This window comes from Quyinboa ferrireducens (genome assembly GCF_042436675.1).
In the GTDB taxonomy this organism is placed as follows: Bacteria; Bacteroidota; Bacteroidia; order Bacteroidales; family UBA5342; genus JBHJHP01.
On record NZ_JBHMVA010000001.1, the window covers coordinates 196682 to 220405 of the forward strand.

The 23724-nt window shown below is 38.5% G+C and carries 22 protein-coding genes and 2 tRNA genes; 10 read left to right on the plus strand and 14 right to left on the minus strand.

Going from position 1 to position 23724, the window contains the following annotated elements; all coding sequences use genetic code 11:
- Window positions 1–239: 239 nt before the first annotated feature.
- From ACE01N_RS00810 to ACE01N_RS00820, 3 genes are all read right to left on the minus strand, one after another.
- The gene (locus ACE01N_RS00810; RefSeq protein WP_380583862.1) at window positions 240–1013 is read right to left on the minus strand and encodes a DUF6544 family protein; all 774 of its coding nucleotides are present in this window, start codon (window positions 1011–1013) and stop codon (window positions 240–242) included.
- A 148-nt stretch (window positions 1014–1161) separates the two neighbouring features.
- A complete protein-coding gene (locus ACE01N_RS00815; protein WP_380583864.1) occupies window positions 1162–1890 on the minus strand; it encodes an ABC transporter permease in 729 nt (242 codons plus the stop codon).
- The gene (locus ACE01N_RS00820; protein WP_380583866.1) at window positions 1887–2816 is read right to left on the minus strand and encodes an ABC transporter ATP-binding protein; all 930 of its coding nucleotides are present in this window, start codon (window positions 2814–2816) and stop codon (window positions 1887–1889) included. Before ACE01N_RS00820 ends, ACE01N_RS00815 begins: the two co-directional genes overlap by 4 nt.
- A 396-nt stretch (window positions 2817–3212) precedes the next feature.
- On the opposite strand from ACE01N_RS00820, the gene ACE01N_RS00825 reads away from it, so the two are divergent.
- From ACE01N_RS00825 to ACE01N_RS00835, 3 genes are read left to right on the plus strand one after another with little or no spacing between them, the layout of a single operon-like run.
- Window positions 3213–3698, plus strand: coding sequence for a hypothetical protein (locus ACE01N_RS00825; protein WP_380583868.1), 486 nt, complete (start codon window positions 3213–3215; stop codon window positions 3696–3698).
- A gap of 36 nt (window positions 3699–3734) precedes the next feature.
- Window positions 3735–6092 (plus strand): DUF3160 domain-containing protein, encoded by a 2358-nt coding sequence (locus ACE01N_RS00830; protein ID WP_380583870.1) that lies wholly within the window; start codon window positions 3735–3737, stop codon window positions 6090–6092.
- Window positions 6076–7740 carry a CapA family protein gene (locus ACE01N_RS00835; RefSeq protein ID WP_380583872.1) on the plus strand — a complete coding sequence of 555 codons (1665 nt, stop codon included), beginning with the start codon at window positions 6076–6078 and terminating at the stop codon, window positions 7738–7740. The genes ACE01N_RS00830 and ACE01N_RS00835 overlap by 17 nt, the downstream gene beginning before the upstream one ends.
- A 223-nt stretch (window positions 7741–7963) precedes the next feature.
- Here the strand turns inward: ACE01N_RS00835 and ACE01N_RS00840 are convergent.
- A tRNA-Met gene (locus ACE01N_RS00840) sits at window positions 7964–8036 on the minus strand.
- A 141-nt stretch (window positions 8037–8177) separates the two neighbouring features.
- The gene (gene sucC, locus ACE01N_RS00845; RefSeq protein ID WP_380583874.1) at window positions 8178–9365 is read right to left on the minus strand and encodes an ADP-forming succinate--CoA ligase subunit beta; all 1188 of its coding nucleotides are present in this window, start codon (window positions 9363–9365) and stop codon (window positions 8178–8180) included.
- A gap of 325 nt (window positions 9366–9690) precedes the next feature.
- Between sucC and ACE01N_RS00850 the strand changes: the two genes are divergently transcribed.
- Window positions 9691–10395 (plus strand): hypothetical protein, encoded by a 705-nt coding sequence (locus ACE01N_RS00850; protein ID WP_380583876.1) that lies wholly within the window; start codon window positions 9691–9693, stop codon window positions 10393–10395.
- Window positions 10396–10510: 115 nt separating this feature from the next.
- On the opposite strand, the gene ACE01N_RS00855 is transcribed toward ACE01N_RS00850, so the two are convergent.
- The 6 genes from ACE01N_RS00855 to gldF all read right to left on the minus strand — a co-directional run bounded on the left by ACE01N_RS00855 (window position 10511) and on the right by gldF (window position 17423).
- A complete protein-coding gene (locus ACE01N_RS00855) occupies window positions 10511–12304 on the minus strand; it encodes an AMP-dependent synthetase/ligase (RefSeq protein ID WP_380583878.1) in 1794 nt (597 codons plus the stop codon).
- A gap of 18 nt (window positions 12305–12322) precedes the next feature.
- The gene (locus ACE01N_RS00860) at window positions 12323–12937 is read right to left on the minus strand and encodes a fumarylacetoacetate hydrolase family protein (RefSeq protein ID WP_380583880.1); all 615 of its coding nucleotides are present in this window, start codon (window positions 12935–12937) and stop codon (window positions 12323–12325) included.
- Between the two features lie 6 nt (window positions 12938–12943).
- On the minus strand, window positions 12944–13711 hold the full coding sequence (locus tag ACE01N_RS00865; protein ID WP_380583882.1) for an exonuclease domain-containing protein: 768 nt from the start codon (window positions 13709–13711) through the stop codon (window positions 12944–12946).
- A 58-nt stretch (window positions 13712–13769) separates the two neighbouring features.
- Entirely contained in the window at window positions 13770–14888 is a 1119-nt protein-coding gene (dnaN, locus tag ACE01N_RS00870; RefSeq protein ID WP_375729330.1) for a DNA polymerase III subunit beta, read from the minus strand.
- 100 nt (window positions 14889–14988) lie between these two features.
- Window positions 14989–16698 (minus strand): gliding motility-associated ABC transporter substrate-binding protein GldG, encoded by a 1710-nt coding sequence (gene gldG / locus ACE01N_RS00875; RefSeq protein WP_380583884.1) that lies wholly within the window; start codon window positions 16696–16698, stop codon window positions 14989–14991.
- On the minus strand, window positions 16695–17423 hold the full coding sequence (gene gldF, locus ACE01N_RS00880; protein ID WP_380583886.1) for a gliding motility-associated ABC transporter permease subunit GldF: 729 nt from the start codon (window positions 17421–17423) through the stop codon (window positions 16695–16697). Before gldF ends, gldG begins: the two co-directional genes overlap by 4 nt.
- 142 nt (window positions 17424–17565) lie before the next feature.
- Here gldF and ACE01N_RS00885 point away from each other — a divergent pair.
- From ACE01N_RS00885 to ACE01N_RS00895, 3 genes are all read left to right on the plus strand, one after another.
- A tRNA-Arg gene (locus ACE01N_RS00885) sits at window positions 17566–17637 on the plus strand.
- Between the two features lie 96 nt (window positions 17638–17733).
- Complete coding sequence (locus ACE01N_RS00890; protein ID WP_380583888.1) at window positions 17734–18078, plus strand: four helix bundle protein; 345 nt, start codon at window positions 17734–17736, stop codon at window positions 18076–18078.
- 8 nt (window positions 18079–18086) lie between these two features.
- Window positions 18087–18515: a four helix bundle protein gene (locus ACE01N_RS00895; RefSeq protein ID WP_380583890.1), complete on the plus strand. Its 429-nt coding sequence runs from the start codon at window positions 18087–18089 to the stop codon at window positions 18513–18515.
- 467 nt (window positions 18516–18982) lie between these two features.
- Here ACE01N_RS00895 and ACE01N_RS00900 read toward each other — a convergent pair whose 3' ends face one another.
- The 3 genes from ACE01N_RS00900 to ACE01N_RS00910 are packed head-to-tail and all read right to left on the minus strand — an operon-like array spanning window position 18983 to window position 21424.
- Window positions 18983–19747 (minus strand): peptidoglycan DD-metalloendopeptidase family protein, encoded by a 765-nt coding sequence (locus ACE01N_RS00900; protein WP_380583892.1) that lies wholly within the window; start codon window positions 19745–19747, stop codon window positions 18983–18985.
- Window positions 19748–19761: 14 nt separating this feature from the next.
- Entirely contained in the window at window positions 19762–21048 is a 1287-nt protein-coding gene (locus ACE01N_RS00905; protein ID WP_380583894.1) for a peptidoglycan DD-metalloendopeptidase family protein, read from the minus strand.
- On the minus strand, window positions 21041–21424 hold the full coding sequence (locus ACE01N_RS00910) for a BlaI/MecI/CopY family transcriptional regulator (RefSeq protein ID WP_380583896.1): 384 nt from the start codon (window positions 21422–21424) through the stop codon (window positions 21041–21043). The genes ACE01N_RS00905 and ACE01N_RS00910 overlap by 8 nt, the downstream gene beginning before the upstream one ends.
- Before the next feature lie 437 nt (window positions 21425–21861).
- Here ACE01N_RS00910 and ACE01N_RS00915 point away from each other — a divergent pair, with 437 nt between their 5' ends.
- The 3 genes from ACE01N_RS00915 (at window position 21862) to ACE01N_RS00925 (ending at window position 23722) form a co-directional block, all read left to right on the plus strand.
- On the plus strand, window positions 21862–22815 hold the full coding sequence (locus tag ACE01N_RS00915) for a hypothetical protein (protein WP_380583898.1): 954 nt from the start codon (window positions 21862–21864) through the stop codon (window positions 22813–22815).
- Window positions 22816–22930: 115 nt separating this feature from the next.
- Window positions 22931–23230 (plus strand): ArsR/SmtB family transcription factor, encoded by a 300-nt coding sequence (locus ACE01N_RS00920; RefSeq protein ID WP_380583900.1) that lies wholly within the window; start codon window positions 22931–22933, stop codon window positions 23228–23230.
- Between the two features lie 57 nt (window positions 23231–23287).
- Window positions 23288–23722, plus strand: coding sequence for a nitrophenyl compound nitroreductase subunit ArsF family protein (locus ACE01N_RS00925; protein ID WP_380583902.1), 435 nt, complete (start codon window positions 23288–23290; stop codon window positions 23720–23722).
- Window positions 23723–23724: the final 2 nt, after the last annotated feature.

A 23724-nucleotide genomic window follows, 5' to 3' on the forward strand; every position in this document is an offset into this window, starting at 1 on the left:
TGAACGGGTGGCTCAACTAGAAATTATATATCCCAGGAAAATTGATTTTGTTGTGCATCGGGAATTCCGGAATCTGTGCTCTGTTTCTGTAGAACACATGCTCAAAAAGATAACAGGCAGGTAGAATTCTCTGTTCCCTGGAAAGTGTTATCGAAAAAACAGGGACAACACGAGAATAGTGGACTTCAAGAGATGCCCTTACTAACCTTTTAACTGAGGAGCACGGGACTTTTACTATTTTATAATTCCTTACAGTTATATTCAACCTCTGTCAGTTCAAATTCTCCATAACAAAAATCCGAGTCTGGTTTATGATAAATTGTAGACGCTTTCGTTCCAACCCGGTTTCCGTTAAAATCCTTGTACTCTGCGAATGGAGTTGACCAGGGATAATTCATATATGTTTTGCCATCTGCTGTTTCAAATCTATCATTGCTGATAAAGTTAATCAACTCTCCTGACTCATTAAATTGTAACGTAGCAGATATTTGTATATCTCCGTTTTTATAGTTAGCCCTCACTGATAGCGGATCAATAGTTTCCCATTCAATACGTTTATCAATTAATGTTGCGGGTGCTATCAGGCACATATCATTAAAGACCGTTACTGTTTCTCCCTGATTCATTTCAGGCCCTTTCGCATCCACCACTTTAAATAGTCCGGCAATTTTAACAACCATCGATGCCTCCACATTTTTATATAAATGAATTCCTGTGGCCGGAATACCCATTTTATGGGCTTTAATATAAAATACCCGTCTTGGTGGGTCAAAAAAATCATACTGCTCGGATTTAAAATTCATCCAGCTATCACCGGGTTTGGATCTGATCCTGCCTTTACAATTAAACCTGACGTTGACTATTTTTTCCTTACCGACGACACCCGCAAGCTTTAAACATTTTTTTACAACCGAGGGTAAATGCGCTAAATCATTTTCCGCAATTATCTCAGGTTTTATACCATTTGTGCATTTTAATCCCTCAGTAACTTCGCTTTTATAAACTTTTTTCATGCCTTGTGGATAATCTGGAAAAACTGTTCCATGAATAAAGCTATTACGTCCCTCCTGTTTTACATTGTCTCAACTTAGAACAAGACGCCTGGTTCCGGAGGTGCCACTTAATTCAGAAAATCTTTATAATGTATTATTTCCTGTTGTATTAAGCTCTTTTCATCTTCCATGTAAAGGACAAAATGGCTAGTAAGAATGTTGAAACGGCATATATTAACACAATATAAAAATTATGCGATATCTCTGCAAAATCAGAACCCTTGAGCAATGCTATGGATGCATCAACACCATGTGCAAAAGGAAGCGAATAACCAATAGCTTCAAAAGTGCCACCAATTTGTTTCAGTGGCGTCCATGCTCCGGAAAACAGACTGATGGCTGTAATGAGCAAAGCACCCACACCTGATACCTGATTGACTGTAAACAATGCACCGATCATTGTGCCAAGGCTGATGCATATAGTTGCAATTAAAAGGATAATTAGAAAGGATACAAAAATATTGCTGAAGGTAGCACCAAGAAATACTCCAACTATAAAACATACAACGATTTGCAAAATTGCCAGTGGTACAAACGGTAACATGTACGACATTATAAAATCAGACGGTTTTAAGGGTGCAGCAAAAAGCCTCATCAAAAAAGCGCTCTGCCTGTCTTTTGCAAGCAATATAGCTGAGAACATGATTAAAAAGGCAAAACTAAAAATCGTAATTCCTGGCGTTAATCTTTGAGGAGCAAACATCTCTGCCTGTGCACTCTTATAAATGGAAGAGAAAAGAATCAGCAGGGCGATCGGCATTACAAGACCCAGTAAAATGGATACCGGATCACGATATATCTCTTTTATATTTCTCCTTGCAAGACTATAGAATTTCATACGTTTACCTCCTCTCCTGTCAGATGAAGGAATACATCTTCTAAAGTTGGCTCCATCATTTGTATCCCTGTAATTATTACTTTATTTTGTCTTAAAAGATCTACTATAGCATAAATATCCGGTTCTTTTGATTCTATCTCTATTCCCGATGATATTAAATTCACATCCATTCCTTTATTTTTTAGGGCATTTATCGTTTCATCATTTATGTTTTTGCCGGAAATTTTTATTGAATTGTTTTTAATATATTTCTGCTTTAATTCATGTGAAGTTCCTTTGGCGATAATATTCCCTTTATTCATTATGGCTATATGATCAGCCAATGCATCAGCCTCTTCCAGATAGTGTGTTGTTAATAAAATGGTTTTTTCATTCTTCAGTTTTTCAATATAATTCCAGACTGATTTTCTTGCATGAGGATCAAGCCCCAAAGTAGGTTCATCAAGAAAAAGTATTTCGGGATCTGAAATTAACGCCATGGCGATGCTCAATCTACGCTGTAATCCTCCCGATAATTTTCTGGCCTGATCTTTCCTGTCCTCAAGTTCAAGCAACTGCATTAAGTCCCTGGCTCTCTTTTTCGATTCATCTTTGTTAAGACCGAAAACGCCACCCATCAACTGGAGATTCTCCCGGGAGCTCAGATGACCAGCTATCGCATTTTCCTGGGGAGAAACGCCAATAATATGTTTTATTTTTAACGGATTTTCCGTAATACCAAAATCCATAACCGAGGCTCTTCCTGACGTGGGCCGAGACAAACAACACAGCATCTTAATTGTCGTAGTCTTTCCTGCCCCGTTCTCTCCAAGTAAAGAAAAAATCTCACCTTGTTTGATCTCGATGTTTATACTGTTTACAGCAATTCTCTCACCGAATTTCTTCATCAGATTTTCGGTTCTTATAGCTATTTTATCATTCTCCATGTATTTCATTTGTATTCATATTCCGGATATGCACACTCCAACAGAACACTAAAAAGCAAGCTCTAATTATAATTTCAGATCATTATTTAAGCTTTGTCCAATGCAGAAGGTTCCTTAAGGAACAAATCATTAATGTTGTGTATTAAAAATGGCGTCTTAAAGATATGTAATTGAGGGGAATAAAGCAATAGCTCTAGACATAAGATATAAGACGGAGTTTGAGCATTTATTAATGCTTAATTAGAAAAACCCACCTTCACACCGTCATTGTAAACCGTATGATTCCGGCGGCGTTAAATGGACTGGATAAATAGAATCTCATTTGACTTTTTGGTGAACTATATACCATTCCATAGTATTTTTGATTAAATTTACATGCATAATTTTTTACCTGTTATGAAAAAGATTTTGTTGTTGTGCATTTTAATTACCATTAGTTTACATTCCTTTTCTGCTTCTCCGTCAGGAAAAAGTGAGAACACTATTATAACCATTGGCATTTTACAGGGTGGCGGATCGTTAATTGGTGTGGATGTAGAACAGCGCGCTACCGACCGAATCGGCATTCAGCTTGGAGGTGGATTATTCGGTTATGGTGGGGGGATAAATTATCACCTTCAGCCAGGGATCAGAAGCTCATGTATTTCGTTTCAGTATATTCACCAGGGATACAGTACATATAGCAGCAATTTTCGCCGGAACGTATTTCTGGCAGAAAACTCTGCACTTACTGCCACATATGTTTACCGGGCCAGAAGATGGTTCACTTGTCAGATCGGTCTGGCTTACAGTCTTGATCCGGAAAACCAGGACTGGACCTTTGAATCCAATGATAATCCCATCTTTTTAATGTACTCTATTGGCGTATATCTGCCGTTTTAATCCTTTTATGAATTCTAACCTTAAAATATCCCACAAATGAAAAGCCGGTTTCTTATCATTCTTTTTTTCGTCAACATCCTGCTATGCAGTAGCCAGTCTATATTAGCACCTGAAACTAAACTCACAACAGAAGGCATTGAAAATAAAACGGTAAGCGAATTATGGTTATTGCGCAATTCAATCTTTGCTAAATATGGACGTCCGTTTAAAACTTACGAGCTCCATGCATATTTCATGAAACAACCGTGGTATAAACCAAATCAGGAATATAAACAGTCTGATTTATCCGATATTGATCGTTATAATGTTAATTTAATAGGTTTACGGGAAAATCAGCTCAAAGAAAAAGATTACATAACCACCAGTGATTCAAAAGAAGTTAACATTGAGAATATTTACAATACCTTTCAATACCCTTCTTTTAATGCATATGAAAAAAAGAAACTCCGCGAGAATGGATTTTTGGCAACACCAACAAACAGGGACCAGCTTTTCTATATTTATGAAAACAATGATTACTTGGGAATTCCCAGCTTCATAACGACGGATGCAGTACTACAATTATATCACCTTTATTTTGATATGAGTCTGCGAACCATTGAAACCAAATACCTGACCGGGCGGCTTGAAAAACTTATTAACTTGTTAATAATCGAACTGGGGCAATTAAAACTTCAAACAAACAATTCTGAAATACTTGATGCCATAGATTACGATCTGGCGTATTTAGGGGTCTGTAAATACTTCATATCCGAAGGCGAAACGGAAATTCAGGGTCGATACAAAGACCTTGTTATGAAGGAAATTGAAAACTGTAAAAATCATGTGCCGTGGAAAGGTTCAGAATTTTTTGGAAGAAATATGGATTACAGCCTTTACATTCCCAGGGGCCATTATACCAGAAGTAAAGCCCTTGAAAATTATTTTATGGCTATGATGTGGTTAGGTAATGCAGGGTTTTCCTTAAAATATAAAAGAGAATTACTTGGGAGCATGCTGATAACTTCAGCCCTTTACAATACCTCATATGAACATGGCAAATTAATCCAGCTGTGGAATGAAATTTACGAGCCAACCGTTTTTTATGTAGGATTATCAGATGATACCGGTCCGGTGGAAATGAAGCTCAAAATGGATAACCAGTTCACGGATAACACAGATATTAATAGTTTTGCGAACTCAGAAAAGTTGAATCAACTTTTTATAGACCTTCCTTTCGAAAAAATTTCTGGTCATGGAACTGAAGCAAAACAGGGTAAACAGTTTCGTTTAATGGGGCAGCGTTTTATCCCTGACTCCTATATATTTCACCGATTAACTGATGCAAGAAAAAGAGCTATGCCTAACGGAATGGATATTATGGCTGGCTTCGGAAATACAACGGCAAAAGCCTTAATGCTGAATGATTTTAAAGCATCGTGGGAAGATTTTCCGGGATACCCTGATACTTTAGCTCAGATAATAAAAGAGACAAATAACTATACTAAAAATGACTGGACACAGAACCTTTATTATTACTGGTTATATAATTTAAAAGCGTTATACGATATTAAGAGCAAGGACAATCAGCCGTTTTTCATGACCACTGAAGGTTGGAAAATTAAAACATTAAACACAGCCATGGCAAGCTGGGCAGAATTACGCCATAATACCATATTGTATGCCAAACAAAGTTCCGCGGCTGAATGTGGAAGCGGTGGAGAGGAATTGACAATATGGATACCTGAACCTCCCAAAGGATATGTAGAACCAAACACAGAGTTTTATGACAGGATGCTTTCGCTGATAAAATTTACAACAGCCGGATTGAAGGAACGTGATATGCTGAACTACAGGTTGGAATATACGGGTTCTGAATTAATGGAGCTTCTCATCTTTTTGAGCACGATATCTGAGAAAGAAAACAACAAGGATAAAATCAGCCTGGAGGAATACGAACAAATTCAGAAGTTCGGATCACTTCTGGATAATTTAACGTTACGCATATTATCCGAGGGTGCCTATGAATGGTGGGAGGTTGACGGTCCGGATAAAAGCATGCCTGTAATAGCAGATGTTCACACCGCTGCTGATAAAGCACTTGAGGTTGGTGTGGGTCGTGCACAGGCAATGTATGTTATTGTAGACATAGAAGGCAAATTAAAATTGACCCGTGGAGCCATCTTTTCCTATTATGAATTTGAATGGCCTGCCACGGACCGGTTAACTGATGAAAAATGGCAGAAACTTATTGAAAACAGGGAAGAACCGGATCAACCTTCCTGGATTAATTACAAATCGAACATGCCTGTAGAACGATTTTTAACACCTTTATATAAACCTGAAAAGATGGATATCCCGGAATCATCAAAAGAACCTGGATGGCGAATCATATATTATGAAACCGGCTGCTAAAAATACACTTATTTTATTGCTGTCATGCGTATACTGGACATCCTTTTCGCAGGTCAGATTTTGTGCGGTAGGAGATATTTTACTGGATCGGGAAGTTCGAAAAGTTATTGAAGATAAAGGCACATTCTATCCATTTGAAGGAACAAGAAGGCTCATTTCTCAAAACGATATTGCTTTTTTTAACATGGAATGTCCTGTTGCAAATCCAGACGAAGGTTATGCAATCAACAAAAGATATTCATTTAGAGCAGACCCGGACTTTATAAATGGCCTTGCATATGCGGGATTCAATGTTGCTTCGGTTGCCAATAACCATACAATTGACTATGGCAAACCGGGATTATTGAAAACCATGAAAAATCTGCAAAAAGCATCGATCCTTCCGGTAGGTGCAGGTTCTGATCAGAAGGAAGCATTTGAGCCGGTACTTATAGAAAAGAACGGTGAAACATTTGCATTTTTTGCCATTCTGGATTTCCTCCTTGAAGGTACCGTTTTCAATGAGCATTCTGTTTATCCGGCATATGGTCAAACTGAAAAACTTTGCAAACTTATCACCAAATACAATACGGTTGTAGATAACATCATCATCTCCTTTCACTGGGGAAATGAAAACCAAACTCTCCCAACAGAAAGACAGGTAGAACTGGCCCATGCTGTAGTTGATGCCGGGGCAGACCTTGTACTAGGACATCATCCACATGTACTGCAGTCCATTGAAAACTACCGAGGGAAGCTCATACTCTATAGTTTGGGGAACTTTGTATTTGACAATTCTAAAAACGAGCAAAGGCAGAGTGCTATTTTTCGATGTCAGTTTCACAATGGTCAAATTATGGTTCCTGAACTTATACCGGTTTGGATAAATAACTGTCGGCCGGAACCCGCAGAAGAAAAAACATCTGAAGAAATAATTAAACGCTTAAACAGATTATCTAATCCATTCGATGTTAAAATCAGTAAAAAGAACGCAGCTTATGAGATCAACTATTCCGCAGAAAAACCTCTAAAAGAATTAATGTCAGATGGTGTACATTTCAACGTCTTCCAAAACAAAATTGATTGTTATTATGACCACAAAATAACAACGTTTTCAATGCAGGATTCCTCCTTTGTTTTATCAGATGCTGTATTAAATACAGAAAGGGATACTGCTTTTATTTATGCCATAGTTAAAGATACTTCGCTCAACATCTCAAGATTAGCCATCTTTCCATACGCTACTCTTAAAAATGAATTCTTAAGACCATCGATAGACAGTCACACCGGCTTATTTCCATGGAAACTTGAGATAATGGATGTTGATGAGGATCAAAGACCTGAATTAATAGTAGGAGTATTGAAGAAAACACGCTATCAAAATATTGAAGAGAACCGGATATTCGTATATAATATTTCTAAAGATTACATCTATCCTAAATGGCTTGGATCCAAAGTTGGAAATCCAATTGTTGACTTCAAGGTTGATAGTATTAGTAATCGATTAATTATTCTGGAACGTTTTAAAAATTCAGCAAATCAAATGATCATCAGTTACAAATGGAATGGATTTGGATTTAAAAATGAAGCTATTATTCAGCAACTGGATTCAGCAGTAAATATCAAATTCCGCTTCCATTTATCAGATTATTCATTTAACACATTCTGATTAGTGATTGGAAAGGAAGCGAGTTTAAGAAAAGATCGAGTCCAAGTGTGAGAGCGGTTTGATCAGGTCCAAACAAAAAACTGTGTAGTGTTCATCGCTTTGGCTCTTCACACTCACACTGTTTTTTTAGTAGCGGGGACAGCCCCGATGCCTCGGGGGAACCTGCGACCAAAACACGGCAAACAAAAAAACCCCCGAAAACGTTGTTTTCGAGGGTTTGTAGTAGCGGGGACAGGACTCGAACCTGCGACCTCCGGGTTATGAGCCCGACGAGCTACCAACTGCTCTACCCCGCAATATAATATCTTTAAGTAATACTTTTCTGTTTCATTTGCCCTTTGGCGGGTGCAAATATAAAATAAAAACAAGAACTGACAAAACCATCTCAAATAATTTTGCCAGTTCTTTAGCAATGATTAAAAATTGTTTCAATTAACCTATAATAACTCCTTAATTTTTTCAGTTGCTTCATCAATGGTTGTCACACCATGAACCTTTAAGCCGCTTTCCTGAATAATGGCAGCACCTTCTTCAGCATTGGTTCCCTGCAAACGAACCACCATAGGAACAGCAATATCACCAAGGTTTTTATATGCCTGAACCACACCATTTGCCACACGGTCGCAACGAACAATACCACCAAATATGTTGATCAGTACAATTTTCACATTCGGATCCTTTAATATAATACGAAGACCGGCTTCCACACGTTCAGCATTGGCTCCTCCTCCAACATCAAGAAAGTTGGCCGGCTCACCGCCTGAAAGTTTAATTGCGTCCATAGTTGCCATAGCCAGACCGGCCCCGTTTACCATACATCCAACATTGCCATCCAGCTTCACAAAGTTCAGACTGTGTTCTGCTGCTTCAAGTTCAGCAGGATCTTCCTCATCCTTGTCCATCATAGCTTCAAGATCAGGATGGCGGTACAAGGCATTGTCATCAATACTCATTTTGGCATCCACAGCCACAATATGATTATCCGATGTTCTCAGCACCGGGTTGATCTCAACCAGTGAGGCATCATTTTGCACATAGGTCTGGTAGAGTCCCTTTACGAACTTTATCATATCCTTTACAGCCGTTCCTTCCAGCCCGAGATTAAAGGCGATCTTTCGTGCCTGAAAATCAGTCAATCCAAATCCCGGTTCTACGGTTTCTGTAAATATCTTTTCAGGGAATTTTTCGGATACTTCTTCAATATCCATACCACCTTCAGGAGAATACAATACAATATTTTTTCCGGTTGCACGGTTCAAAAGAATGCTCATGTAATATTCCTTAGGATCCTGCTTCCCTTTATAATAAACGTCTTCAGCTATCAATATCTTTCTTACCAGCTTTCCTGCACTCCCTGTCTGGTTATTCACAATCTTCATCCCAAGGATGGCTGAAGCCTTATCCTTAACTTCATCATGAGAAAATGCAACTTTTACGCCTCCGGCTTTCCCTCTTCCCCCGGCATGCACCTGGGCTTTAATAACCCAAACACCACCTTTGGTTTCTGACTCGATTTTTTGGGCCGCATCCATGGCTTCGTCCATGCTTGTAGCCACATAACCCAACTGTACCGGTACGCCATTTCTGGCAAGAAGTTCTTTACTTTGATATTCGTGAAGGTTCATACGCTTTTTGATTTTAACCTAATTAACGTTTTCTTTATGAGTTTGGTTCAGAAAGGATTTTTTTAATGTAAGAAGCAAAAATTTATACCATACTTAGCCTAAAAACTTTCTGATAATTATTTAACCAATAAAAATAATAATTAATTCATTGCTTCAAACTATCACTCACATCATATTTAAGCAAATAAAACTTAACATTCAAATGCTAATATTTAATTTAATGTTTACTAAATATTATTTTTTTGAGCGAGAATAGCTATTTTTTTATGATAATATTTTTTTATTCGCAGTTTTTTTCATTTCTTTATGGTTCATAATCAACAAGATGCCATACAGAAGACTTCCAAACACAGACCAGGCCCGCTTGCGTTCTCTGCACAGAGCTCTGCAAAAGGGTGAAATTTTAGACATGTACGACCTTGCGTTTACTCAAAAAACGCTTGTTGAGATCAAATCTTTTCTCCCGTTGTTTGAAAAAGCTTTGTTTGAATACAAGCAGGCGCATGAACTTCAGGTTGCCTCAAATCTAAAGTACCAGGAAAAAATTAAAAAAGCCAGATTGTACATCTCTCATTTCATTCAGGTCATGAACCTTGCTGTGATACGTGGTGAGGTTAAGGCTGTGAATCAGGAACTATACGGTCTTGAACCAAATACAAAGTCAGTACCGGATTTAAGCTCGGATGACTCACTGATTCATTGGGGTCATAAAATTATAGAAGGTGAGCGCCAGAGAATATCACAGGGTGGAACTGCGATTTACTCTCCGTCCATTGCCAATGTGAAAGTTCATTACGATATATTCAGAGACGCTTACAATAAACAGAAAGTGTTACAGAATAACACGGCACGTTACCTCGAAAATATTGCCGGATTACGCAACAGGGCAGATGATATTATTCTGACTATCTGGAATGAGGTGGAAGGTCATTTTTCAGAAGTTGAAGATCCTGACAGGCGACTTCAAAAATGTCGCGACTACGGACTGATCTATTACTACAGAAAAGGTGAAAAAGTCGACAATGAGTAATTCACGCCGACAGGATCCGTATAAATTACAACATACGAATTAGGTATTACGAGTAAACAAAAAATCGTTTTACGTGACTCTTATAACTTATCACTTACAACTAACTACTTACCACTTAATCCACATACATCCCTTCAATAAGCTCTTTATACTTTTCGAAGATGATTTTACGACGCAATTTTAATGTGGATGTTAGTTCACCGGTTTCAACGGTAAACGGATATGGCAGAAGCTTAAATTTCTTTATCTGTTCAAAGCGAGCAAATTCTCTCTGAATCTTCTGCAAGCGCTCCTCAAAGAAACTTATAATTCCCGAATGGCTCAGTAACTCTTCAAGGTTATCATAGGCAATATTCATTTTCTGAGCATATTCCTTTATGGCTTGAACCGAAGGTGCAATTAACGCGATAATATATTTTTTACGATCCCCAAACACGGCAATCTGTTCAATGTATTTATCCATCGCCAGTTTGGCTTCAATATAATTAGGTGCCACATATTTACCTGTTGCTGTTTTATAAAGCTCCTTTATACGTTCGGTCATAACAAGATTGCCATCTTCACCAAAATATCCGGCATCACCTGTCTTGAACCATTCGCCATCAAACACTTCGGCAGTTTCAACAGGCTTCTTATAATACCCTTTCATTACCGTTTTGCCTTTCACCATGATCTCATTATTCTCCCCAACCTTAACCTCCAGATCAGGCATTGCTTTCCCTATTGAGGCCAGGTTAAAATCATAATACCGATTTACTGTAACAGTGGCTGTAGTTTCAGATAATCCGTATCCAATCATAAGATGGATACCCATGCGATGAAAGAATGTGGCTACTTCGGGGGCAATAGCCGCTCCGGCACACGGAAAGAATTTTGCATTTTCCAGGCCTGCCTTTTTCTTAACCTTTGAATATACAATGGCATTTGCAACCGCATGCTGCAGTTTTAATACCACCCCAGGTTCTTTTTTAACCCGTTTATGGTTCATATAGTAGGAATCCCCAACTTTTAGAGCCCAGTTAAAAATCTTTTTCTTAATGGCAGGACCGTTATTTATATTTTCAGTCACGGCACCGTAAACCTTTTCCCAAAACCGGGGCACAGTACACATAAATGTAGGCCTGACCTCTGCCAATGTAGTCTGTATTTCCCTTGGATCGTGGTTAAAGTAAATCGTCATACCACGGTTCAGACACATATAGATCCATCCTCTTTCAAAGATATGACTCATGGGAAGAAAAGCTATTGAGGTATCACCCGAGTTCATATCCAAAAGGATTTCATGCGTACGCAACGTTTCAGCAAAATTGGCATGGGTCAGCATAACGCCTTTCGGAACACCTGTGGTTCCTGATGTATATATTATGGTTGCCAGATCCTCCATTGAAGCATCCCTGCGCCTTTTTTCCAACTCCTCGGCTTTATTAGCAAATGAACCGGCACTAACAAAGGTTTCGAACGACATATCCGGTTCTTCAGGGGATTCCGGTTCAGCAAAAACGATAACCTGCTTTAAGGAGGGTAGTTTTTCCCTGATTGCATTTATTTTGGTGTACTGCTCATTTTCGCCTACAAATACTATGCGTGATTCTGTCTCGTGCAGAATATATTCAGCCTGCACCTCCGGTGAGTTGGCATATAAGGGTACCGTTACTGCCCTTATTGAAAATACTGCCATATCAGCGACCAGCCACTGTGGCATATTTTCTGCCCAAATAGCGACATTATCTCCCGACTTAACACCAAGATCAAGTAATGCAAGAGCTGTTTTGTTTACTTTATCATAAAAATCCGGCCAGGATAGTGCTTCCCAGGTATGCTTTTTTTCATTTTTCCATTTTAGGATATCCAGGCCGGTATGTTCATTTACCTTCTGAGCCAGAAACCTTCCCCAATGATCGTAGTTCATTCCCAATTATTTTGCTTCCTATTTAACGCCAATTTTCAGCAGTTGCTTTTCTCCAATAAAACCAATCAATTGATCATCAGGCTTTACCGGCCCTACTCCCTCAGGAGTTCCGGTATAAATGATATCACCAATTTTTAACGTAAAAAACGTTGAAATATACGCGATCAGTTCGTCTATTTTAAACAGCATATCTGCTGTGTTTCCTTTTTGTACGGTTTCTCCGTTTTTTTCCAGATGAAATTCAATATTGTTGATATCACCCCCGATTTTGGATAACGGAACAAAATCCCCGATCGGTGCTGAACCGTCAAAACATTTTGCCTTGGCCCATGGTAGTCCTTTTTTCTTAAGTTCTGCCTGCAAATCACGGGCTGTAAAATCAATGCCGAGACCTATTTCGTCGTAATAACGATGCGCAAACCGCTGTTCAATGTTTTTACCCAAACGATTAATCTTAACAAGAATTTCAATTTCGTGGTGAACCTCGTTCGAAAAAGACGGCAGATAGAATATTGAACCATTTTTTAGAATGGCTGAATCAGGTTTAATGAATAATACCGGTTCTTCCGGAACTTCACCATGCAGTTCCTTTACATGTTTTGCGTAATTCTTACCAACACAGATCAGCTTCATAACACGCTACTTTTGAAATTCTCTCAGTTTAACGGCTGTCAGCACTTTTTTAGTATATAATGTGAAGTCTCCGTTCATCATCCAGGCATAGTAACTCGGTTCACGCGAAAAAACATCCTTTACCTTTTTACCCTTATGCTTACCGAAATTGAAAATTTCGTCTCCATCCTCATCATAGATGATCCGACCGGCAAAATCGGCATTACGGTTAAATGATGAATACGCCGAGAGAAACTCAATATCGTTTTTCAGATCTGTATACCGATCCAGTTGTGACTTTAACACTTCATAGGTTGCAGTAACGTCGGCTTCTGCACTATGAGCATCTTCCAGATCCTTGCCGCAGTAAAATTTATATGCTGCTGTAAGGGTACGCTGTTCCTTTTTATGAAAAATAGTTTGCACATCAACAAATTTGCGCTTTGAAAAATCAGTATCAATACCATTGCGCAAAAATTCTTCAGCCAGCACAGGAATATCAAAACGGTTTGAGTTAAACCCTGCCAGATCACATCCCTCTATGAAACGCGCCAGTTCCTTTCCAACTTCTTTAAATGTTGGGGCATCTTTTATGTCTTCATCAGTGATCCCATGTATATCGGATGCCTGTTTAGGAATTGGCATTCCCGGATTCACACGTACGGTTTTTGTCTCTTCCATCCCGTTGGGACTGACCTTTAATACCGAAATCTCTACAATTCTGTCATTTACAATATCAATTCCGGTAGTTTCAAGATCGAAAAAAATAATTGGATTTTTAAGTTTTAACTGCATGATAAATAGAAAAAAAGGTTCCCGGCGGAAACCTTTTTTATATGTTTTAGTGAAATAATTAATCGTTCAACATCATTGGCATGAGCAACATGAGCAGATCCTGTGTTTCGTCCTTTTCAAACGGAAGGATCACTCCGGCCCGTGTAGAATCGGCAAATTCAAGAACAACCTCATCCGCTTCTATGTTCGAGAGAATCTCAATAAGGAAACTGGATTTGAACCCTATGGTCAGTTCATCACCTGAATACTGACATGCGAGCACTGCTGATGCAGAGATAGAAAAATCAATGTCCTGGGCAGAAATTGTTGCCTTATTGGCTTCGAGTTCAATTTTAATCAGGTTACTGGCCTGGTTAGAACATACGGCTACACGTTTTAAAGTAGTCAGTAAAGCAGAACGGTCAACAATCATCTTGTTCGGATTATCCTTTGGAATTACGGAGTTGTAATTCGGATAACGTCCTTCCACCAACCGGCAAACCAGCTTGTAATTCGGAAGGGTGAAGCTTGCATTTTTTGAATCAAATTCTACATGCACATTACCATCTTCCTTTGGTAACACATTTTTCAACAACGCAGCCGGCTTCTTTGGCAGAATAAATGAAGATACCGGAGCATCTTTCACTGAACTGTCAGTAATCCGTACCAGCTTATGCGCATCTGATGCTGCAAATGTCAGACCTGATTCATTAATATCAAAATAGATCCCGTTCATTACAGGACGAAGCTCATCGTCGGCTGTTGCAAAAATTGATTTATTAATTCCTCTTACCAGTGCCTCCGCAGTAATCATAAATTCCGTAAGATTACTTTCCAGAGCAGGCAATGAAGGATATTCATCACCATCAATAGCTGCTATTTTAAAGTTATCGCTATCGCTGGTAATAGTCAGTGTTGATTCATCAATATTGAAATTCAAAGGTTGTTCCGAAAACTCTTTCAGGTAATCGAGCAATGTGCGGGCTGTAGAAGCAAAGCTTCCTTCTCCTTCCGCTGATTCTACCTGAATGCTTGTTACCATAGTTGTATCCAGATCAGAAGCTGTTATCTTCAATTCGTTACCGGACAAGGTGAACAAAAAATCGTCCAGAATAGCCAGTGTATTTTTTGAACTGATAACCCTGCTGATTGCCTGCAGATGACTTAAAAGTGCTGAGCTTGAAACAATAAACTTCATGTTTTTCAATTTTTTGTGGTTATCAAAGATAGATAAATTTTATAAACTGAGAATGCATTGTTAAAAACTTTGGAAATCGTGTTGAAATCAGACTTTACCTTTAATGTTTTGCATATTTTCTTTTCCTGATCCGAACAAACAATACGCCTCCGATCACAAGTACAAACAGTGGTAAAAGAATGTTTATCAGCTGCCATTTCAACCGGTCTTCATTTGCCTCTTCTTTAGACAATAAACGCAATGTAACCTTTCGCGCCCTTAGTTCCATCCAGCCTTTATCATCAGTCAGGTAATTGACACAGTTCAGCAGAAAATCGCGGTTCCCGAACAGGTTTTGCGATGTAAACCTGTCGTACCCCAATGGAATGATCCGTTGATTTGCACCGCTTCCTTCCACCTCATTTTTAATAATGTCACCATCCCCAATCACTATCATAGCAGTCGGAGCACTTTCCTTAACCACCTCATTACCAGCATTAACAAGTCCTTTCGGCACGAAACGGTTCCTAAAAACAGATTTAAACTTACCTTCCACCAGACAGGCCACCATTTGCGGTCCCAGTTTAAAGTCTTCTGATTTTACATCAGCAACAGCCAATTGCAAATCGACCGGCGTCGGAGCCTGTGACACATTCGAATTGCCACTGGTCACCAGCAAAGGTGTTTTTACCAATTTTCCATCACCTACCGTATCTATGGAACTGCAAAATTCAGACTTTACAGGTGACAAACCCCGTGTAATGGGATGATCCTTATATCCGAATAAAAGTGGTGCATAATACCAGGGCACAGGATGAAAATCGGCCTTCTGCCCGGGCTCTGCAAAATTGATCGGATACAATGCACATTGCATATCCTGTACCAATGTAGGATTGACCCGAACGCCATAGGTAAACAGCATGTCTTCCAGGTTCAGGTTATTGTATATCCCAATGGTTTCAGGTCCCTTTGCAAGGCTATCCACCGAAATTTTCACGCCATCCACCAGCCAGATAATCTTTCCCCCTTTCATCAGGTACTGGTCAATAACAAACTTATCTTTTTCACCAAATTCCTGTGTTGGTTTGGCAATGATCAACACATCATAGCCATCCAATACTGAAGGATCGTTACTGATTCCTCCGCGATCCACCTGAAAATAATGACTTAAGGATGTCGTAATATCATACACATGACCTTCATCCAGTTCGCCCTGTCCTTCCAGAAAAGCAATCTTTCGGACTGATTTGGCAGAAACAATCCGCAAACCATCCATCAGATTATATTCAAGTTCTTCGATAGAAGTGTTTAGATTTTCCTCGGCACTTTTTCCTGTGGCATTAACCAGCAAACGCACAGGATAACGCTTCCCACTGGTTTCGATGACAGCCCAGGGGAAAACCGGAATCTGACTTACTTCTCCTTTTGAGCCTTTATCCACCACATTTACCGGTGTAAGATTCAGGTCCTGAACCTCTTTCTGCAATTTTTTATATTCGTTTTGATCTTTAATTTTACCAGGCTCCGGAAAAGAAAATGTCAGATTTCTTCCAGCATACACTTCAAACTCCATCAGCATATCTTCTGTGGCCTGACGCAGTCTGTTAAATCCGGGATTCAGATCTCCTGTGAGATAAACCCTGATCTTGACAGGTTCATCCAGTTTCTTTAAATAATTTTTAGTAACATCAGCCAACGTATAGCGCTTATCACCTGTCAAATCCATACGAAAGAAGATGGTGCGGGTAGCACCGTTAACCAGCAAGAGAACAATAAACAATACCAACAGGCTTGCCCACGAACGCGATATGGTTTTCAGTAACTTTTTCATTTTCGTCGCTTAAGTGAAATGTTGGCAGCGACCAGAAAAAACAGGTTCACCGATATAAAATAGAGCAGATCGCGGGAATCTATTACTCCACGGCTCATGGAAAGGTAATGCGATTCAATGCCAAGCTGTTCCATATAACCCGTTATAGCATTTATTCCGGGTGCTGAACCCAAAAGGCTAAAACCGGAGTAGGTCAAAAATGACAGCGCGAGTGTTATAAGAAATGCCACCACCTGGTTATCAGTCAGCGATGATCCAAATACGCCAATAGCAACATATGAGCTGCCCAGCAAAAACAAGGCGATGTAACTACCCAAAATAGCACCGCCATCAATATTCCCAACCGGTAAAGCCATTGCAGACACAGAAAAAACCCAGATTAATGTAGGCAGCAATGTGATGAATAACAGGGTCAACCCTGCTAAATATTTCCCGGCAACTATTTTTGATGGCAATACCGGACGCGTGACGATTAACTCAATGGTCCCGGTACGGTATTCATCGGCTAACATGCGCATGGTCATGGCAGGAACAAAAAACAGAAACAACCAGGGGGCCAGTTCAAATAAACCGTTCAGCGTAGCATATCCGCTTTCGGGTATATTCCAGCTGCCCGGAATTACCCATAGAAACAGCGCGGTTGACAACAGGAATAATCCGGTAATGATGTACCCCTGCAGTGCACTGAAAAATGTTTTTATCTCTTTAAGATATATAGTAAACATAATGTATTAACGGATGTGTGGCAAATTTAGTAATTTACCAATACGATTCATATTTCATTTAAGTTTTGTTAGAATAACCATTTCATAATCGGTAATGTGCACTGATGTATTGTAAAATTATTATTTTTGCATCCACCATTCTGGTCCCGTAGTTCAATGGATAGAATTTCAGATTCCGGTTCTGACGATATGGGTTCGAATCCCGTCGGGATCACTAAAACAGTTTTGAGCAAGAGTATTGAGTATACAATTAAACCTCTCCACTCTTGCTCTTTCTCTTGCTGACTCAACCCTAAACGAATATTACACAATGTTTGATTTTGAAAAATTAACTGTCTATTCACACGCAAAAGATTTCAATAAAAAAGTGAATCATTTTCTGGTTTCCAACAAGCAGGACAGGACCACAACTGATCAGCTTAGGCGTGCATCCTTCAGTATTATGCTGAATATAGCAGAAGGCTCCGGAAGATATACTCAAAAAGACAAACGAAATTTTTATGTTATCTCAAGGGGCTCAGCTTTTGAATGTGTTGCTATTTTCGATTATTTAAAAGATATTGGAACTATTACCGAAAGTGAATTTGCCAAATTTTATTCTGACCTTGACGAAATATCCAGAATGTTGTTTTCAATGATAAAACACCTATCTTAAAATCAGTTTTGAGCAAGAGTATTGAGCATAAATTAAACCTCTCCACTCTTGCTCTTTCTCTTGCTGACTCAACCCTAAACGATTATTACACAATGTTTGATTTTGAAAAATTAACTGTCTATTCACACGCAAAAGATTTCAATAAAAAAGTGAATCATTTTCTGGTTTCCAACAAGCAGGACAGGACCACAACTGATCAGCTTAGGCGTGCATCCTTCAGTATTATGCTGAATATAGCAGAAGGCTCCGGAAGATATACTCAAAAAGACAAACGAAATTTTTATGTTATCTCAAGGGGCTCAGCTTTTGAATGTGTTGCTATTTTCGATTATTTAAAAGATATTGGAACTATTACCGAAAGTGAATTTGCCAAATTTTATTCTGACCTTGACGAAATATCCAGAATGTTGTTTTCAATGATAAAGCACCTATCTTAAAATCAGTTTTGAGCAAGAGTATTGAGCATACAATTAAACCTCTCCACTCTTGCTCACTCTCTTGCTGAATTATAACGGGCTTTGCATTCGGAATTCGGAGTAACAGGGATCATGTAAATAATCCCGGCTGATATGACCTAAAATTCTTTCACTCCTATGGAACTCTCCGGATCAATTATCTAAACAATCTACCATACTTTCAGTCCAACGGCCCTCTTGCCGGAGGTTAGTGCAGAAAATAACGTACATATTGTTTCGATCAAATCAGTAGCTATTAATTTTAATCTAAATCAGTTTTGAGCAACAGTATTGAGCATACAATAAAACCTCTCAACTCTTGCTCATTCTCTTGCTGACTTATAACGGGCTTTGCATTCGGAATTCGGAGCAAAAGGGATCATGTAAATAATCCCGACAGATATGGCCTGAAATTCTTTCACTCCTATGGAGCTCTCCGGGTCAATTAGCTAATATAAACGCAATGGCTGCCCAATTCGTAAAACTTTATTAGCCGAAATATGGTTTAATTGACAAATTGTATTGATAGATATCTTATACTTACGTGAAATTTTCCAAAGCGAGTCACCCGCGCGAACACTGTAAAACTCAGGAACAGCAACTTTGTTGGCATAGCCTTTAGGTCTAAGTAACTTATGAACCACAGACAGAGATTCCTCCTGCCGTGCTTCATTCCTAATTTTATGCTGTTTAAAATCGTAAACCAATTCAGGGTCGTATGCTTTTCCGTTCTCATGAATTTCGAAATGCAGGTGAACTCCCTGTGCATTTCCCGTACTTCCGGCTAAAGCTATAGCTTCACCCCGTTTTACCTTCTCGCCCTTCTTTTTTAAGAACTTTGACAGATGTCCATAATAAGTTTCAATATGGTTGGGATGTTTAACAATGATAATATTTCCGAATCCCGTTCCCCAGCTTGAACGTACTATGGTTCCACTTTCCACAGCAACAATAGTATCGCCTTTGTTCATCCTGATATCTGTTCCGTAATGCATTCTTCCCCACCGTGGGCCAAACCTGCTCAGGATGTATCCGTTGTTCCCGGGAATCAGAAATTCGGAGAAATGGCCGGTTGATATTGAATCTATGGAAGTTGTATCGAATGCAGTATTTTTTAAAATATCAGCATAAACCGGTATCGTATCCTGTTGGCTGTAACACTTAAAACCAGTGCCCGTGAGCAACAGGAAGGCAAGAATTTGGATTGTTTTCATTCGAAGTAAGCTTGTTATTTTGTGAGATAATCCCTAGGATTTACATTTTTGCCATCTTTAAATACTTCATAATGCAAATGTGGACCGGTAGAGAGTCCCGATTGACCAACGTACCCTATGACATCCCCTTTCTTTACCTGATCTCCTTCTTTCACAGCGAAATCGCTCAGCTGAGCATAACGCGTGACATAACTATTCCTGTGGTCGATTTCAACTAATTTTCCATAGGTTTTTTTTAGAAATACAACACGGGTTACAACACCATTGGCAGTGGCTACGACTGGTGTTCCTGTTTTGGCCGCAAAGTCAATCCCGAAATGGAAAGCTTTTTCTTTAGTGATTGGGTGTATCCTATAACCATATCCTGACATTTTAGAATAATTTCCTGGCTTTACGGGAGAAATATCCGGTATATTAGCAGCCAGACCGGATTGATCGCAGAATGCCATTGTTATGAAAGCGAGGAGAGGAACAAGCAGTGCGTATCTTACTGCTTTCCATTCCGAGCTTTTGGTTTTTGTCATCATTTTAACTCTTCTCTCAATGGTTGAACCATTAAAACTGTTACAGAAAGCGGCCGTTGTACCTGAGAGCTCCAGATTATTCAGAAGCAGTTGCAAATAGTCAGATGTTTTCATACGACCTTTAAGAAGCAATTGGTCAATTTGGAATTCATGGACCGATTTGAGGTCCTTGCGGAAAAAATAGACAATGGGGTTAAACCAGAAGAATGCTGCAAATATTTCAACCAGGATCAAGTCAAGCGTATGGTATGAACTTCCATGTAACTTTTCATGCTCAATAATCTGATTAGCTGTTTCAACTTCTATATGCTGAGGAAGAAATATCCATTTAAAAAATGAAAATGAGGAAGATATCCCGGTGCGAATAATTGAGAATTTCCCTGTTTTTAGAGTTGTTGTTGATTGACGCTTAATCCTTATTAGTCTGAAAACATTCAGAATTAGCCTTATTAGAAACAGCACTAATACGAAGCTGTAAATGATGAAGAACAGATTTCCCACACTCAATTCAAATTGATTGACAGAGTCTGCCTGAATTCCATGTCCATGCACCGTTCCAAAATCGTTAAATAAAAAAGGAAGTCCTTTTGAGATCGGAATATTTGGGCCGAATTCAATTTTTAAAGTAGGGAGAATTAAGGAGAGTGGTAATATACTTAACAGGTATGCACGATTTAGCCTATGGAAGGTCAGCTTGCTGAAGAAGGCGAAATAAAAGACATACAGGATACCAAAGATCCCGCTGACTTTGATTAAATAGTACAGATAATCAATCATCGTTCTTTTTCAGATTATCAATTTTTGATTCGATGAGCTTTTTCATTCGTTCCAGTTCCGAAAGGCTTAAATCATCATCATCCGTAAAAAAGGACGCGAAATTACTTACGGAACCATTAAAGAAATTTTTGACGACACCCTTAAAATGCTTTCTGAAATATTCATCCCTGGAAATAATTGGATAATATTGATTAGTCTTTCCAAACGTTTGATACCCGATAACGCCCTTTTGAGTCAGAACCCTGACAACTGTCTGAACCGTGGTATAGGCTGGTCTCGGTTCAGGGAATTGGTCCACAATGTCTTTCAGGAATGCTTTATCCAATTCCCACAGATAACGCATAATTTGTTCTTCTGCTTTTGTTAGCTCTTTCATCGATGTCATTCTGTTTTATTCCATGATCCTGCAAACATACAACTATAATTATAATCATACAACTACAATTATAATTATATGACTATTTTTTTAATTATAACACCTGCAATCGTTCAAAAATTAATAGAATTACTAATTGTTGCTGGAAGCACTGTAAGCCCAAATGATTTGATCATTTTTTAATCGTTTTGTCCGCATTTCAAAATACATAAATAGCATCCTCACTTTTTAGGCTTTCAAAAGAACCGTGAATGACTATCCCTGGGATAGCAATGCAGTTTTGAACAAGAGAGTTTTAACTTTAGCATAAATTATCGAACAGCTCCTCTCAAACTATATAAATAAATACTATCTTGTTTTAGTTATTTTGCCATAAAAAAACTATATTGAAAGAATATTATATTCAGTAAATTTGCTAACGGATAAAACTTGACATTATGAATACAGATGAACTAAGAAAGGAAATTGAGCGATTAACCTCTTTAGATACAATTGATGATTTATTCGATCTGACCAACATATTTGAGCGGTTTCTTTTCAGGGTGATGGAAAGTCAGGATTTTACTGAAAAAACTGACAGGGAAGCTGATGCTATGACTATTTTACAAATGGTTTTTGTAAAATTACTGGCTGCCAGGAAACTTTTATCCGGGGTGAATTACAACGACAGTGAAACAGGAGCCAAACTTAAAAAACTAATTGATCCTACAACCGTTGCAGCACATCTTCAAAATACCTTTGAGACCATCTCGATGTTTTACATTGTTTATGTTAAACCTGAAAACGAGGACGAGCGCTTAATTCTCTATAATTTATGGGTATTATCCGGGTTAAATTACAGACAACGCTTTACCAAATATGCTGCCGGAGAAGAAAGCAAACAAATAATAAAGGATGATCAGGAAATTATAAAGGACCTGACCAATCAAATTGAAAACAGTGCTCTATTTAAAAATCTGGATGCAAAGAATCAGGGAAAAATTCTTTCAGCAATTGACGAAAATGAATATAAGCTTGTTTTTAAAGACAACCAGGTGACACGATTAAGCTGGCAAGACACTTTTACGGCCATGAACCTGAAAAGTAATTTGTTTGATGACAATTACACCTACTTTTCATTTTATTCGCATCCATCAAACGTTTCGGTTTTTCAATTCAGTCAGATGTTCGGCAGTGAAAACAATGCTTATGCTGATTTAGTAAAGTACAACTTTAAAAATCTCATGGTTCTGCTTAGCATTTTTATTCATGATTACATTGAATTATTTCCAGACCGAATGAAATTTTATGAGAGTATGACTTTAAAAGATCAGTTAATGATTGATGCATTCAATGTTCTGTTCAGAGGACATAACAAATCCATAAATGGAGCCTGGAAAAAAATTCTATGAAACAATATAGATCCGATGAATCAAATTTCATCGGATCACTTTGAATAAATTAACATCTTACCGGCAATCAATATAAAAAAAGTAATTATATTTGTTCGTTAATTAACGAACAATAATGTCAAAGAAAGACGTCATAACAACAGAGCAAAAGAAAATGGCCCGCTACGCAAAAGCTATGGGACACCCTATCAGGATGCATGTACTGGAGTTGCTTTCCAAACAAAGTTGTTGTTACAGTGGCGATATTTCCGAAGAACTACCTGTTGTTAAATCAACCCTCTCGCAACATCTAAAAGAATTAAAAGAGGCAGGTTTAATACAGGGAGAGATTGAAACACCCAAGGTTAAGTATTGCATTAATAAAGAAAACTGGAATGAAGCACAGGAACTTTTCAGGAAGTTTTTAAATCTCTAAAAAATTTCTTCAAAATGTTCGGTGTTTTACGAATTGCGAATAATTAAAATTTACATCATGAAAAAGACACTCATTTTATTCTGCTTTGTATTTGTAACCGGACTGGTAGCCATACAGGCACAATGTTGCAGCACGCCTGATCCGGCCTGCAAAGAAAACGCACAAAAAGCGGATCAGAAAAATGCTGAATCTGCTGTTAAAGCCTACTATTTTCATGCAACCCAACGCTGTGCTACCTGTCAGGCGGTAGAAGAAGTAACAAAGGAAACACTGAAAGAGAATTACGGAGACAAAATTTCTTTCCAGTCAATAAACAGGGAAAAGGACAAAGAAAATCCTTTGATCAAAAAGTACCAGGTCAGTGGCACTACATTATTGATTATTAAAGGTGATGAAGTTGTAAATCTTACCAATGATGCATTTATGAATGCACGAACCAAACCAGAGAAATTAAAAGAAAAGATTAAGGAAACGGTTGATGCAATGTTATAGTA

Excerpts from the sequence above, each read along its gene's own strand:
- ACE01N_RS00860 (WP_380583880.1), bottom strand. The coding sequence starts at position 12,937 with ATGAAGCTGATCTGTGTTGGTAAGAATTACGCAAAACATGTAAAGGAA.
- ACE01N_RS00920 (WP_380583900.1), top strand. The coding sequence starts at position 22,931 with ATGTCAAAGAAAGACGTCATAACAACAGAGCAAAAGAAAATGGCCCGC.
- gldG (WP_380583884.1), bottom strand. The coding sequence starts at position 16,698 with ATGAAAAAGTTACTGAAAACCATATCGCGTTCGTGGGCAAGCCTGTTG.
- ACE01N_RS00910 (WP_380583896.1), bottom strand. The coding sequence starts at position 21,424 with ATGAAAGAGCTAACAAAAGCAGAAGAACAAATTATGCGTTATCTGTGG.
- ACE01N_RS00865 (WP_380583882.1), bottom strand. The coding sequence starts at position 13,711 with ATGCAGTTAAAACTTAAAAATCCAATTATTTTTTTCGATCTTGAAACT.
- ACE01N_RS00890 (WP_380583888.1), top strand. The coding sequence starts at position 17,734 with ATGTTTGATTTTGAAAAATTAACTGTCTATTCACACGCAAAAGATTTC.
- ACE01N_RS00815 (WP_380583864.1), bottom strand. The coding sequence starts at position 1,890 with ATGAAATTCTATAGTCTTGCAAGGAGAAATATAAAAGAGATATATCGT.
- ACE01N_RS00855 (WP_380583878.1), bottom strand. The coding sequence starts at position 12,304 with ATGAACTACGATCATTGGGGAAGGTTTCTGGCTCAGAAGGTAAATGAA.
- ACE01N_RS00820 (WP_380583866.1), bottom strand. The coding sequence starts at position 2,816 with ATGGAGAATGATAAAATAGCTATAAGAACCGAAAATCTGATGAAGAAA.
- ACE01N_RS00900 (WP_380583892.1), bottom strand. The coding sequence starts at position 19,747 with ATGAAAACAATCCAAATTCTTGCCTTCCTGTTGCTCACGGGCACTGGT.
- ACE01N_RS00810 (WP_380583862.1), bottom strand. The coding sequence starts at position 1,013 with ATGAAAAAAGTTTATAAAAGCGAAGTTACTGAGGGATTAAAATGCACA.
- ACE01N_RS00830 (WP_380583870.1), top strand. The coding sequence starts at position 3,735 with ATGAAAAGCCGGTTTCTTATCATTCTTTTTTTCGTCAACATCCTGCTA.
- sucC (WP_380583874.1), bottom strand. The coding sequence starts at position 9,365 with ATGAACCTTCACGAATATCAAAGTAAAGAACTTCTTGCCAGAAATGGC.
- ACE01N_RS00905 (WP_380583894.1), bottom strand. The coding sequence starts at position 21,048 with ATGATTGATTATCTGTACTATTTAATCAAAGTCAGCGGGATCTTTGGT.
- ACE01N_RS00850 (WP_380583876.1), top strand. The coding sequence starts at position 9,691 with ATGCCATACAGAAGACTTCCAAACACAGACCAGGCCCGCTTGCGTTCT.
- dnaN (WP_375729330.1), bottom strand. The coding sequence starts at position 14,888 with ATGAAGTTTATTGTTTCAAGCTCAGCACTTTTAAGTCATCTGCAGGCA.
- ACE01N_RS00915 (WP_380583898.1), top strand. The coding sequence starts at position 21,862 with ATGAATACAGATGAACTAAGAAAGGAAATTGAGCGATTAACCTCTTTA.
- ACE01N_RS00825 (WP_380583868.1), top strand. The coding sequence starts at position 3,213 with ATGAAAAAGATTTTGTTGTTGTGCATTTTAATTACCATTAGTTTACAT.
- gldF (WP_380583886.1), bottom strand. The coding sequence starts at position 17,423 with ATGTTTACTATATATCTTAAAGAGATAAAAACATTTTTCAGTGCACTG.
- ACE01N_RS00835 (WP_380583872.1), top strand. The coding sequence starts at position 6,076 with ATGAAACCGGCTGCTAAAAATACACTTATTTTATTGCTGTCATGCGTA.
- ACE01N_RS00925 (WP_380583902.1), top strand. The coding sequence starts at position 23,288 with ATGAAAAAGACACTCATTTTATTCTGCTTTGTATTTGTAACCGGACTG.